This window comes from Sulfuricurvum sp. (assembly GCF_028710345.1).
GTDB lineage: Bacteria > Campylobacterota > Campylobacteria > Campylobacterales > Sulfurimonadaceae > Sulfuricurvum.
Map to the genome: position 1 here is coordinate 12,292 of NZ_JAQTUH010000012.1, position 12,875 is coordinate 25,166.

11 protein-coding genes are annotated in these 12,875 nt (G+C 43.9%); 10 read left to right on the top strand and 1 reads right to left on the bottom strand.

Going from position 1 to position 12,875, the window contains the following annotated elements; translation table 11 throughout:
* Nucleotide 1: 1 nt before the first annotated feature.
* The gene (gene pyrE / locus PHC76_RS12635) at nucleotides 2–610 is read left to right on the top strand and encodes an orotate phosphoribosyltransferase (RefSeq protein WP_299972698.1); all 609 of its coding nucleotides are present in this window, start codon (nucleotides 2–4) and stop codon (nucleotides 608–610) included.
* Entirely contained in the window at nucleotides 610–918 is a 309-nt protein-coding gene (locus tag PHC76_RS12640; protein ID WP_299972700.1) for a hypothetical protein, read from the top strand. The genes pyrE and PHC76_RS12640 overlap by 1 nt, the downstream gene beginning before the upstream one ends.
* Here the strand turns inward: PHC76_RS12640 and PHC76_RS12645 are convergent.
* Nucleotides 915–2,537 carry a cation:proton antiporter gene (locus PHC76_RS12645; protein ID WP_299972701.1) on the bottom strand — a complete coding sequence of 541 codons (1,623 nt, stop codon included), beginning with the start codon at nucleotides 2,535–2,537 and terminating at the stop codon, nucleotides 915–917. The genes PHC76_RS12640 and PHC76_RS12645 overlap by 4 nt on opposite strands.
* A gap of 76 nt (nucleotides 2,538–2,613) precedes the next feature.
* Here PHC76_RS12645 and PHC76_RS12650 point away from each other — a divergent pair, with 76 nt between their 5' ends.
* From PHC76_RS12650 to PHC76_RS12685, 8 genes are all read left to right on the top strand, one after another.
* The gene (locus PHC76_RS12650) at nucleotides 2,614–4,242 is read left to right on the top strand and encodes a CTP synthase (RefSeq protein WP_299972703.1); all 1,629 of its coding nucleotides are present in this window, start codon (nucleotides 2,614–2,616) and stop codon (nucleotides 4,240–4,242) included.
* Nucleotides 4,220–5,821, top strand: a complete 1,602-nt coding sequence (recJ, locus tag PHC76_RS12655) for a single-stranded-DNA-specific exonuclease RecJ (RefSeq protein WP_299972705.1) — start codon at nucleotides 4,220–4,222, stop codon at nucleotides 5,819–5,821. Before PHC76_RS12650 ends, recJ begins: the two co-directional genes overlap by 23 nt.
* On the top strand, nucleotides 5,822–6,865 hold the full coding sequence (locus tag PHC76_RS12660) for a tetratricopeptide repeat protein (protein ID WP_299972706.1): 1,044 nt from the start codon (nucleotides 5,822–5,824) through the stop codon (nucleotides 6,863–6,865). It abuts the gene before it with no gap.
* The gene (rnhA, locus tag PHC76_RS12665) at nucleotides 6,840–7,271 is read left to right on the top strand and encodes a ribonuclease HI (protein WP_299972708.1); all 432 of its coding nucleotides are present in this window, start codon (nucleotides 6,840–6,842) and stop codon (nucleotides 7,269–7,271) included. The genes PHC76_RS12660 and rnhA overlap by 26 nt, the downstream gene beginning before the upstream one ends.
* A 158-nt stretch (nucleotides 7,272–7,429) precedes the next feature.
* Entirely contained in the window at nucleotides 7,430–8,110 is a 681-nt protein-coding gene (gene rnc, locus PHC76_RS12670) for a ribonuclease III (protein WP_299972710.1), read from the top strand.
* Between the two features lie 66 nt (nucleotides 8,111–8,176).
* Nucleotides 8,177–10,126, top strand: a complete 1,950-nt coding sequence (locus tag PHC76_RS12675; protein ID WP_299972712.1) for an AAA family ATPase — start codon at nucleotides 8,177–8,179, stop codon at nucleotides 10,124–10,126.
* 25 nt (nucleotides 10,127–10,151) lie between these two features.
* On the top strand, nucleotides 10,152–11,225 hold the full coding sequence (gene aroC / locus PHC76_RS12680) for a chorismate synthase (RefSeq protein ID WP_299972714.1): 1,074 nt from the start codon (nucleotides 10,152–10,154) through the stop codon (nucleotides 11,223–11,225).
* A gap of 178 nt (nucleotides 11,226–11,403) precedes the next feature.
* On the top strand, nucleotides 11,404–12,867 hold the full coding sequence (locus PHC76_RS12685) for a PhoH family protein (RefSeq protein ID WP_299972716.1): 1,464 nt from the start codon (nucleotides 11,404–11,406) through the stop codon (nucleotides 12,865–12,867).
* Nucleotides 12,868–12,875: the final 8 nt, after the last annotated feature.

Below are 12,875 nucleotides of genomic sequence, written 5' to 3' on the forward strand. Positions count from 1 at the left end.
GATGGATATTAAACAAATATACCTCGATGCGAGCGCGATGCTCGAGGGGCATTTTAAACTCAGCTCCGGCAATCACTCTGCCTATTATCTCCAATCGGCAAAAGTGTTGGAACAACCTCGCATCGCAAAACTTCTTGCCGATGCATTAGCGGTAAATATCCAAGAGAGCGGTTTGGAAATCGATACCGTTTGTGCTCCTGCACTCGGCGGTTTGATTGCCGGTTTTGCCCTCGCAACCGCGCTCGATAAACGCTCGATTTTTGCCGAACGGGTTAATGGTGAGATGCAAATTCGTCGCGGGTTTGAGATTAGTGCGGGTGAGCGTGTCCTCATCTGTGAAGATATCATCACCACCGGCGGCTCGGCTATGGAAGCGGCAAAGGCTATCGAAGCTCTCGGCGGTATCGTCGTCGGTTTTGCGGCACTCGCTAACCGTGGATTTTGTAAACGTGAGGGGTCTGCATTAGAGCGTAAAGTAAATTGTGCTCTTCCTAGTGACAAACCTCTTTTTGCCCTCGCTGATTTTGATTTCGAAATGTATGCACCGGAAAATTGTCCGTTGTGTAAAGATGGCTCTGAGGCAATCAAACCAGGATCACGAGGAAATTAATGTCGGAGAAGTTCAAACTCGATATGGCGCATCTGCAAAAAGTGCAACGCACCATCCGTAAATCGGGAAATATTTTCCCCAACGAAACAGCACTTATCGAAACGCTTGAAGATTTAATCATTAAAGCCCAAGACGATACGTCACTTAATACCTACTACTCTATGGCTCAGTATCTCAAACAACGAGTCAAAGAGCTCCGTAGCCATCTCGATGCTCCACTCCAAGAGATTGAAGAGGCGTATCTCGATCTCGATTGGTCAATCAACTATCTCCAATGGCTCGTCACCGAACAGCCGAAAAAAGATTAAATTTTCTCTTTTATATCACAATAAAGTGCTTCACACACCAGTTTAGCCGCCACCTCTTTTTTCCCATCGACGGTGACGCTAATCGGGAGACCTCGCAACTCCCGTTTCTCTTCCAAACTCACCACTTTGACCACCACTTTGACATGGGGTGCATAGGTCAAGATTGATTCACAAACCAACCGTTTTTTAGCACTGTTATCGAGGGTTACGATAACACTTACCGCATCTTCGGTATGAAGTTTTTGGAGGATTGCTGTTTTCGACATATCTCCATAATAGGCTTTTTCACCATCCGCTAACGCCTCTTGGACATGTTTGTAACTGTTATCGATAATAACGTACGTTACCCCCTCGGCATGCAACGCTTTGACAACAAATTTTCCCACTACTCCGTATCCGCAGACAATCACATGGTTATTGTGCACCCCTAACGTGCTAAAATCCTCAGTCATACCCGGTTCGGTAAAAAATATCCCCGCAATCGAAGCAATTTTCGAGAGGATAAAAGGGGTAAAAATAATCGAGAGGACAACCACCAAGACAAGCAATTGATTGAGATCCTCATCGAGTATCTTGGCATTTCCCGCCAAAGCAAAAATCGCAAACGAAAATTCCCCCACTTGAGAGAGGGCAATGGCGGTTTTAAATGCCACCTTCGCTTTCGAATAAATCCGAACCACCCCAAATAGCACCACCGCTTTGATAACCAAAATAGCAACCAATATCCCCATAATTTCGGCAACATGGTGAACAAAAAACGTCAAATCAATCTTCATCCCTACGGTAACAAAAAATGTCCCCAGTAGAAGATCTTTAAACGGTGCGATATCGGCTTCGACTTTGTGATGATACTGGGTTTCGGCGATAATCATCCCTGCAATAAATGCCCCCAATGAATAGGTAAAACCAAAGGCGTGAACTAAGAGCGATGCACCGACGACGATGAGTAGAACAGATCCCATAAAGAGTTCATCGACGTTCGAGCTAGAGGAGAAATGGAGCAACCATGCCATCACCCGCTTGCCCACAACAAACAAAAGCCCTACAATCACCACAGCACTCAGGGTTGTTTGGAGCAATACAGCGGCGATATTTTCAGAACCGTTACTCAAAAACCCGATTAACAATAAAATAGGGATAACGGCGATATCTTGATAGATTAAAATCCCCATAGAGCGCTGCCCATAAGGTCTTGTTATCTCTTTCGTCGCTTTGAGCTGAGTCAAAACAACGGCGGTAGAAGAGAGGGCAAGCGACATCGAGACAATCAGTGAGGTGGCAAAATCGAGGTGAAATACCCAAAACGAAGCGATAAAAAAAACGATTGCGGTGAGGGTCGTTTGCAAAAAACCGTTAAAAAAGACATCGGTTTTCATCGTTGCCAAACGGCGTAGTGAAACCTCTAATCCGATTGTAAACATTAAAAAAACGACACCGAATTCGGCAATCATCTCCAAGGTATGATTATCAACCATATGGTGCAAATCAAACCCGTACGCAACTACCGTACCGGTCATAATATAGCCGATTATAGGGGAGACACCGAACCGTTTTAAAATAAGATTAACAACGATTGAGATCCCCAATGCAACTGTTAAATAATAAAGTCCAGATTCCACGATTATCCTTTTATAAGTGTTAACAGTATATAATGTCCTACTTAAAAATTCACCGATACCACTAAGGAATTCAATCATGACAAAATATATATTTGTAACAGGTGGAGTACTCAGTTCTCTCGGAAAAGGGATTACCGCTGCGAGTATCGGTGCGCTTCTGAAGCACTCAGGTATCAAAGTAGGGATGCTCAAAATCGATCCTTATATCAACGTCGATCCCGGAACGATGAGTCCGTTAGAGCACGGTGAAGTATTCGTCACCAAAGACGGTGCGGAAACCGATCTCGACATCGGGAACTATGAGCGTTTTTTAAATGACTCTTTTTTGCGTACCAGCAACTTCACGACAGGGCAAGTGTACAGCTCCGTTATCGAGCGTGAACGTACCGGAGGCTACCTCGGACAAACCATCCAAGTTGTCCCTCACATCGTCGGCGAAATCGTTGATCGTATCAAAAAAGCGGGTGAAGGGCACGATATTCTCGTTGTCGAACTCGGTGGAACCGTCGGAGATATCGAAGGATTGCCGTTTATGGAAGCGATCCGCACCATGAAGCACGATGATGAAGTAGAGGGGACATTTTTTATCCACGTTACCCTCATCCCTTTCATCAAAGCAGCAGGGGAGCACAAAAGTAAACCAACTCAACACTCCGTCCAAGAGCTTCGCCGTATCGGTATCACTCCTCAGATGATTATCGCCCGTAGTGAAGAAAAACTCCCAAAAACGTTTAAAAAGAAACTTGCCCTCGCGTGTGACGTAAGCTCGGATAGTATCATCGAGGCGATGGATGAGCAAACCATTTATGCCGTTCCTCTCAGCTTTTTACAACAAAATATCCTCGCCCCTATCGCGAAAGAGTTAGGGCTTGGGGAGCTCAAACCCGATATGGAACAATGGGATTCACTGGTCAAAAAAATCGTCTCCCCGAAACATCTCGTCACCATCGGTTTCGTCGGAAAATATTTGGAGCTCAAAGAGTCGTATAAATCGCTCATCGAAGCCCTTATCCACTCAGGAGGTCACCTCGATACCCGCGTGGCAATCAACTGGATTGACAGCGAAAAGATTGAGGTTCAAGGGGCAGAAGCACTCTTGAGCGATTGTGATTCTATCCTCGTTGCGGGCGGTTTCGGTAATCGTGGGGTTGAGGGTAAAATCCAAGCAATCCGCTACGCCCGTGAAAACAACCTCCCGTATTTGGGAATCTGTTTGGGGATGCAGCTCTCTATCGTCGAATATGCCCGTAATGTCTTGGGTTACGCCGATGCCAACTCTATCGAGTTTAACCCGACGACAACCCATCCGATGATTTACCTCATCGACAACTTTATCGACCAATCAGGCTCACAACAACTCCGAACTCACCACTCACCTATGGGGGGAACGCTCCGTTTGGGTGAATATCCGTGTGAAACCAAAGAGGGTTCAAACCTCCGAGCGGCGTACAACGGGGAGAAACTGATTCATGAGCGTCACCGCCACCGTTATGAAGCCAACCCAATCTATCGTGAAGCGTTAGAAAAGGCGGGGATGATGATTACGGGTGAGTCCAACGGTCTCATCGAAGCGGTCGAAATCCCGAACCATCCATGGTTTTTAGGGGTACAATTTCACCCTGAATTCACCTCTCATCTCCAAAGCCCGAACCCTTCTATCCTCGCATTTGTGAAGGCGACTTTTGAGCACAATACCACTGCCTGAGGCTCCCCTTTTAGATACGCACATGCTCGAAGCGTATCTTCGTAGCCGTTTTGCGTGTGAGAGTGAAAAACTCTCCGATATTCCCCACCCCTCACAACTCAAAGATGCCCTCAAAGGGGCTAAAAGAATCGCCGATGCCATCCGTCGCAAGGAAAGAATCGCCCTTGTCGGGGATTATGATGTGGATGGTGTCACCTCAACCGCCATCGTAAAGCGCTTTTTTCACCTCATCAATGCTCCACTGTTTGCCACTATCCCCAACCGCTTTAGCGACGGATACGGTGTTTCGCGTAGTGTACTTGAACGAATCGATGCCGATGTCATTTTTACCGTTGATAATGGGATTAATGCCATCGAAGCTGCCGAAGTATGTCGTGCACGAGGGATTGATCTCATCATCACCGATCACCATACCCCATCTGAGCTCCTCCCAGACGCCTACGCCATCATCAACCCCAAACAACACGATTGCCCCTACCCTCTCAAAGAGATTTGCGGTGCACAGGTTGCATGGCTATTGATGGCCCTTCTCAAAGCCGAACTAAACCTCGATGTTGATATGCGCCAATTTTTCCCCTATCTCGCACTCGCTATCGTTGCCGATGTGATGCCTCTCACAGGGGCTAATCGCTCCATCGTCAAAGCGGGGTTAGAGATGATGAGCACCTCCCCCATTCCAGCATTCGTCATCATTCGAGACGTACTCAACAAATCGCGCATATCTTCAGAGGATATCGGTTTTCAGATTGCCCCGAGACTAAACTCAGCAGGACGGCTCGAAGATGCCTCTATCGCACTCGAATTTTTAAGCGCCGATACCACCCAGAAGGCTTATCATCAGTTTGAACTCCTCACCTCACTCAATGCAATGCGCAAGGAAATCGAGGCCGACACCACCACTAAGGCAATGCTGGAGGTAAACCCCGAGGATTCCATTATCGTCGTCGCCGGTGAGGGGTGGAATGAGGGGGTTGTGGGGATTGTCGCCTCACGACTCGTCAACCATTTTCAAAAGCCCGCCATTGTCCTCAGCATCCATAACGGTATCGCCAAAGGCTCAGGTCGCAGTATCGGCAATGTCGATCTCTATAGCCTCATCAAATCCCAAGAAGAGCATCTCCAAAAATTCGGAGGTCACAAAATGGCGGCGGGATTATCGATGAGTGAATCGGCGGTAGAAGCGTTTCGACTGGGGATTAACACGGCGGGTAGAGCAATCGATTCTGCCGATTTTATCCCAAAAAGCGATATTATCGGAGAGCTTGCCGCTGAATCCATCACCCCTGATTTACTCCATCTGCTGGAGAGATTTGAACCCTATGGCGAGGGGAACCCCAGACCGCGATTTCTTTTACGCTCTGCACACGTTAGTGAAGTCAAACTTTTCGGTAGCGATAAATCCCATAGCAGGCTCTCCCTTCGCCCCAACCCGCTTCATCCCCAAACATTGGAGTTTATCGCGTTTCGACGTATCCTAGAGTGTCCCGAATCCAAAACCCTCAGTTGTAGCTACACGGTCAATAAAAATGAGTTTAATGGTAAAGTATCAATGCAATTATTAATTGAGAGGTTGTTTTAGATGGATACGTTTTTTATCGAATTTCGCGACCCCCTCTTTAGCGTTCTCCTCTTTTTTCTCCTCTTATTCCTCCTCTCCTTTATCAGCTACTGGTGGGGACGACGCAAAAGCGTTACTGAGGGGAAAGATTTGGAGAGCTTTTTAGGGCAATTTAGCGAGGGTGAATCCACCGCAAGCTTCACCTCCGAAGTGCACCACAACACCACCACCAACGAAACATGGCTTCTCCTCGCCCAAGGGTTCGAGCATCAGGGGAACTATGAAAAAAGTATCGAGATTTACCTCGCCCTCCTCAGTAAAAAAAGTGATAAAATCGTCGAAAAAGAGGTGTTGCTCAAACTCGGACGGGGCTATTTCAAAGCGGGGTTTTTGGAGCGTTCACGCCAAAGCTTTCTCCAAATCCTCCAAAACCACCCCCGCACTCCGGCGGCACTTCACCATCTCATCTTAATCTACGAACAGCTCCAACAATGGGACAAAGCACTCGAAGTGATGGAATCGTTAAACGAACTCCAAGGGGAGATAGGATGCGAACAACTCTACCTCGAAGCACGCCAAATCCTCTCCAACCCAAAAGCCTCCGTCGATGAAAAAACAACCTTTTTGATAAATCTCTACACCCAACACGCCAAACTGGGATATCTCGTCTTCGAATACCTCTTTACCTACGCCCCGAAACTTGCTTGGAGCCATTTTGACCCCTCCCTCTCACCCCGACTCGCCGATATTTTATGGAGATTATCTCCGGAGAATCTTGATTTGGATATAATTTCACGCAACAGTTTTTTACGGGAACTTTTTAGTGCCAAAGGGGTGTGCGATTTTTCAACCTCAAGCAATATTTTTGAGCTTGACACCCTCATAAGCCTCCATAAATGCGGACATTCAAAAGCAACATTGCAATTTGAATACGTCTGTAACAGCTGTCATCACCTCTCGTTTTTTCCATTTCACCGTTGCGGTAACTGCGGTGCGATTGATTCGATTGAGAGTACCATGAGCCTCACAAAGGAGCGATTTGAAGACCATAACTCTTTTCAGTGACGGTTCAGCCCTAGGAAACCCAGGACCGGGGGGATATGGGGCGATTTTACGATTCGGCGAGATAGAGAAAATCGTCTCCGGCGGTGAAGTTCATACGACCAACAATCGGATGGAGCTTTTAGGGGTTATCGAGGGATTACGCGCCCTCAAAGAGCCCTGCGATGTGACGATTATCTCCGATTCTAGCTACGTTATCCGTGGGATTAACGAGTGGCTAGAGGGGTGGGTAAAACGAAACTTCGCCAAAGTCAAAAACCCCGACTTGTGGAGCGAGTACCTCATCGTCTCCAAACCCCACCGCATCAAAGGGGTTTGGGTACGGGGGCATAACGGTCATCCGGAAAATGAGCGGTGCGACCAAATCGCCCGTGACGAGGCGGAGAAATTTAAAAATGGATTGCTCTAATTTTTCCGTCACATTCATGAAGCAGAAGTAAATGGATTGCTCTATAAAAGCACGCAAGCGTGCTCGGGCTCTCTGCCGAAGAGAATTCAGCGTTAGCGTAGCCAATCGGGACTTTGTTCCGATGGCGTATTAAAATTACTAAAAGGAATTTTATTTAAATGAACGATTTACAAACCCTACAACAACGACTAGGGTACCAATTCCATAATACGAAGCTCCTTATTGAAGCGCTGACGCACAAAAGCCATAAACAGCCCTACAATAATGAGCGACTCGAATTTTTGGGTGATGCGGTACTCGATCTCGTCGTCGGCGAATACCTCTACAAAAAGTTTCCCAAATTTGACGAGGGTGACCTCTCCAAAATGCGCGCCTCTTTGGTCAACGAAGATGGATTTACCCTTTTGGCTAACCATCTCCATTTGGGTGAGTATATTTTCCTCTCAAATGCCGAAGAGAACAACAACGGGCGAAACAAAAGCTCGCTCTTAGCCAACGCTTTCGAAGCGGTGATGGGGGCGATTTATCTCGAATCAGGATTAGAGACCGTCCGCAATATCACCGTCGAATTTCTCGAACTTGTCCACGAAGATATTTCGCTCAACTCATTGTTTAAAGATTATAAAACCTCTCTCCAAGAGCTCACCCAAGCCCATTTCGGCATCACCCCCGATTATCAACTTATCGCCTCTCACGGACCTGACCATAAAAAAGAGTTTGAAGTTGCCGCCTTTATCGACGGTAAACGGTACGCTTCCGCATTGGGGAAAAGTAAAAAACAAGCGCAACAAGAGGCTGCAAAAATTGCCCTCGACATCCTCTCAAAGGAACTTAAATGAAATATTTAGTTATTCAATAATTTTTCTGTATAGTTGTTCATTTTAAATGGAAGAAAAGGAGGCTTTATGATAGTAGGTATGTTTCTCAAAAATTATAAAGTATACAAAGGTTTAAGATATATACCGATTACAAAGGGCTATAAATTCTCTGCAATTATTGGAGATAATGGAATTGGTAAAAGCTCAATTCTTGAGGCTTTGGATACTTTCTTTAATGACCGACCATGGAATATCAATAAAGAATCTTCATCACGACACGGAACAACCGATACTCATACTCCTCATATTTCAATTATATTTCTAATTGAAAAAAATAAGTTTAAGACTACCGAGAAAAACTATCCAAATATTGAAACAATTAGTAATTATTTATGGTCTTTAGAAGAAAAATATTTTAGAGATGAAGCAAAAGAGTTTATTAAAATAAAAAATGAAATATTGCAATTCAAAGATACTCACTTTCTAGTTATTACAGGAAAACAATATGGTGCTAATGAAAATGAAGTTCATTTTAGTACCCTTGATAAAAAAATAAGAGAACTTTTTAAAAATATTCCAGAAGAAACTATCCCTTCAACTAGCAAAAATACAGACGAGGATACATCTACATTAGCAGAAGAAAAAGAATTTAAATCAAAATTTAAGGATTTTAATTCCTATATCAAAGAAAAATATTCTTATATATATATCCCAGTTGAAATTGATATCAAAGAATTTACAAAGCTTGAAACGACTGATATGCAAAAACTAATGGGTCAAGACATCAAAAAAGTAATTCGTGAAGCTGTTGGAGATGGTGAACTACAAAAAATTAATACATCGCTTAATACATTTGTAGAAAATATTGAAAAGGCCTTAACAAAATATAAATATAAAAGTAAAGCCGGTCGAATCAACATAAGTCCAGCAGAAATTGTAAATAAAATTATTGAATTATTTTTTTCTATACGAACCTTACATAAAGAACAAAACCAAAATTTACTCTCAGTAGAATTATTAAGTGCAGGCGAAAAAAGACAAGCAGTTTTGGACATAGCTGAAGCATTTTTAACAGCACAAATTGGTAAATTTGACCGAGAAATCATAATAGGTATAGATGAACCGGAAGCTTCACTAAATGTAGCAAAATGCTATGAACAATTTGAAAAACTTCTTAATTTAGCAACTAATAATAATCAAATTCTACTTACTACACATTGGTATGGATTTTTACCAATTATTTCAAAAGGAACTGCACATTTTATAACAAATTCTAAAATCACTTCTTTTAATCTATTCAATTATAGAGAAGCTTTAAAACACATGACACAAAACAGAAAAGAGCTCCCTGATGATATCAACTTAAAAAGTTTAAATGATTTAATACAATCAATCGTTTCTTCTGTAAAATCTGAGGATCCATATAATTGGTTAATATGTGAAGGAAGTTCAGAAAAAATATATTTTGAACATTATTTATCAAATGAAATTAAAAATAATAAACTACGTATTTTACCTGTAGGTGGAGCACCAGAAGTTAAAAGAATTTTTGAATATTTAGAGTTGCCCCTTAAAGAAAAAGAAAAAGCAATCAAAGGTAAAATCTTGTGTCTTATAGATACAGATAAACAAAGAATTGATTTTGAAGCAAAAGAGTATGATCATTTAAAAGCCAGAAGATTATTAAACACAAATAAAATTATTGAATTGGTTGCTGTAACAAATAAAACACACACACCACCCACAGAAATAGAAGATTGTTTAGACCCTATAATATTTTTAGAAACCTTAAAAAAATTTCAAGATACTGATATCAAAACTATTTTAAATGATACTAATAACATAGACACTTCAGCAACAAATTCATATTATTGTTTAAATCTCAGAGAAAGTGACAAAGATAAAATCAAAAACTTTTTCGATCAAAACGATGGATATCGAAAAATTGAATTTGCAAATAAATATGTTGAAGTTGCAAAAGAATTAAATCATACGAATACAATGCTTACTGATTATATAAAAAATATATTCCAATAATAAAATTAATAAAGGATAACATAATATGAACCGCTTCGGAGAACGTTTTTGCATTAGCACTTTTGGTGAATCCCACGGCAAAGCTATCGGATGTATGCTCGATGGTGTCCCTGCGGGGCTAGCAATCGATGAGGCATATATTCAAAGCGAATTAGACCGCCGTAAACCGGGACAAAACGAGTTTGCAACTGCGCGCAAAGAAGACGATAAAGTCGAAATCCTTAGCGGTGTATTCGAAGGTCTCAGCACCGGAACTTCCATCATGATGGTGATTTATAATACCGACCAAAAAAGCGGTGATTACTCCAACGTCAAAGATATTTTCCGCCCAGGCCACGCTGATTTTACCTATTTTCATAAATACGGATTACGCGATTATCGCGGAGGTGGTCGCTCAAGTGCCCGCGAAACAGCCGCGCGGGTTGCGGGGGGTGCGGTAGCCAAACTGATGCTCAAAATATTGGGAATCGACTTTGCCAGCGGTATCAGTGCCATACACGGTATCGAATCACAAAATTTAAACTTTGAGTATCCGAAAAACAGCCCTATCTATGCCCTCGACCCTTCCGTCGAAGAGGCTCAAAAAGCGGCTATTTTGGAGGCAAAAAACGCTCATGATTCGGTCGGCGGTGTTGCGACGGTAAAAATCAGCGGACTCCCTATCGGACTCGGTGAGGGGCTTTATTACAAACTCGATGCGGTGTTAGCCTCAGCGATGATGGGTATTAATGCGGTAAAAGCGGTCGAAATCGGCGAGGGGATTCACAGTGCGGAGCTTCTCGCGAGCGAAAACAACGACTCCATCACACCCAACGGCTTTAAAACCAACCACTCTGGGGGGATTTTAGGGGGTATGAGCAACGGGGATGATGTGCTATTACGCGTTCATTTCAAACCAACCCCTTCAATCTTTATCGAGCAAGAGAGTACGAACACCGATAACGAAAGTGTTAGCGTCTCCCTCAAAGGGCGACATGATCCGTGCGTCGCCGTACGCGGGTCAGTTGTTGCCGAATCGATGGCGGCGCTCGTATGTGCTGATATGGTATTACTCAATATGGGACGCACGATGAGTGGGTTACAGGGATATTACAAGTAATCATTTCTATAAGTTCCCCGTCATTCCCGCTAAGGCGGGCATTGTGCCCCCTGCGGGTGAATCCAGCTTTATTTTAGTGGGGGATGGATTCCCGCCTTCGCGGGAATGACGAAATAGCTATTATCTCCCATTAAGAAACTTTCCACTACCATAGGAAATCTTTTCCAAGGATTTGCTTGTGAGTGATACTCAAAAATGCTACCTACTTGATACCTCCGTTATCCTCGATGATCCCACCAACATTTTACGAATCAGCCAAGAGAATGCCAACGCTGTCGTTATCACCAATATCGTCTTAGCCGAACTTAACAGTAAAAAAGACGACATACGCTCCGAAGCGGGCTATATGGCACGTGAATTCTTTCGCCTTGCCGATGTCGCTTTCGGTGAACCCATCGCCGCCATAGAGCTTCCCGAATGTATTTTAGAGACCCTCGATACGGCTCAATGCAAAGAGGATCGCTATTATCGGCTCGATCTCAAATATGACCGTTCACTGCACGGAGGTGAAGAGACTCTTATCGAGCTTATCATCATCCATCGTGAACACTACCGTATCTCCTCCTCATTTACTGAGCCAAAAGGGATAAATGATGCCAAAATCGGCGAAATTGCCGATGATTATGATCTCACCCTCCTCACGAACGACATGTCGTTTCGGATTGCCTCAGAAATTCGCGGTATCCCTACCGAGAGCATCCGCAACAGCAGTGTCGAGTCCCCTGAATCAATCGATTTTAACTATACCTACACCTATACCGAAACCCCTGAATTTCCTACCGATATGGAGCATCACAACTTCAATCAGCTCACCTTTATCCAACAAGCCCTTAGCAGTACCAACGAAACTTACGAGACAGGGATTCAGCGTCACGCGTTTAGCGTCAATAACAACCTAGAGTGGTGTGATTTCGACCGCCGATTCGGTGAACACTTCGATGATGACTTAGTTCGACCGCTCAATCTGGAACAAAAGTTTTATTACTCCATGATGACCCATCCCCAAAACTACGTCACCGTGGTTGCTGGGTCTACCGGTTCGGGGAAAACACTCGTAGCGTTGCAAGCGGGATTAGAGCTGGTGAGCGAGGGGATTGTCGAGGGGATTGTTTATGCTCGTAACACCGTCACCTCCAACGACCAACAAGCCGAACTCGGATTTCGAAAAGGGGACGAAGAGCAAAAACTGGGTTATTTCATGTATCCCCTCTACTCTGCCATCAACTTTACTATTGAACACCAAAGTAAACGCTCCATCGATGCACGGGTCGAATATACTGGAAATACCAACTCCGTCAAACGGGAAAATGCAACCGAAACCTTTATGAAAAAATACAACATCGAAGTGATGGATATCGCCCACATGCGGGGAACAACAATCTCACGCAAATTCGTCATCATCGATGAGGCGCAAAATATGACCAATGCCACCCTCAAACTTATCGGTACGCGGATGGGTGATGAAACCCGCCTCGTCGTGATGGGAGATCCGGGGCAAATTGACCATCCGTTCCTCTCAAAACGTCGAAATGCCCTTGTGACATTGCTCAACAAAGCACAACACAGTAATTTTATCGGCGGCATTCAACTGCGCCACACCATCCGTAGTAATGTTGCCGATTGGTTTGATAAGAATTTTTAGGGGTTACT

Coding starts and splice junctions, on each gene's coding strand:
- pyrE (WP_299972698.1), top strand. CDS start 2: ATGGATATTAAACAAATATACCTCGATGCGAGCGCGATGCTCGAGGGG.
- PHC76_RS12640 (WP_299972700.1), top strand. CDS start 610: ATGTCGGAGAAGTTCAAACTCGATATGGCGCATCTGCAAAAAGTGCAA.
- PHC76_RS12650 (WP_299972703.1), top strand. CDS start 2,614: ATGACAAAATATATATTTGTAACAGGTGGAGTACTCAGTTCTCTCGGA.
- PHC76_RS12660 (WP_299972706.1), top strand. CDS start 5,822: ATGGATACGTTTTTTATCGAATTTCGCGACCCCCTCTTTAGCGTTCTC.
- rnc (WP_299972710.1), top strand. CDS start 7,430: ATGAACGATTTACAAACCCTACAACAACGACTAGGGTACCAATTCCAT.
- PHC76_RS12675 (WP_299972712.1), top strand. CDS start 8,177: ATGATAGTAGGTATGTTTCTCAAAAATTATAAAGTATACAAAGGTTTA.
- aroC (WP_299972714.1), top strand. CDS start 10,152: ATGAACCGCTTCGGAGAACGTTTTTGCATTAGCACTTTTGGTGAATCC.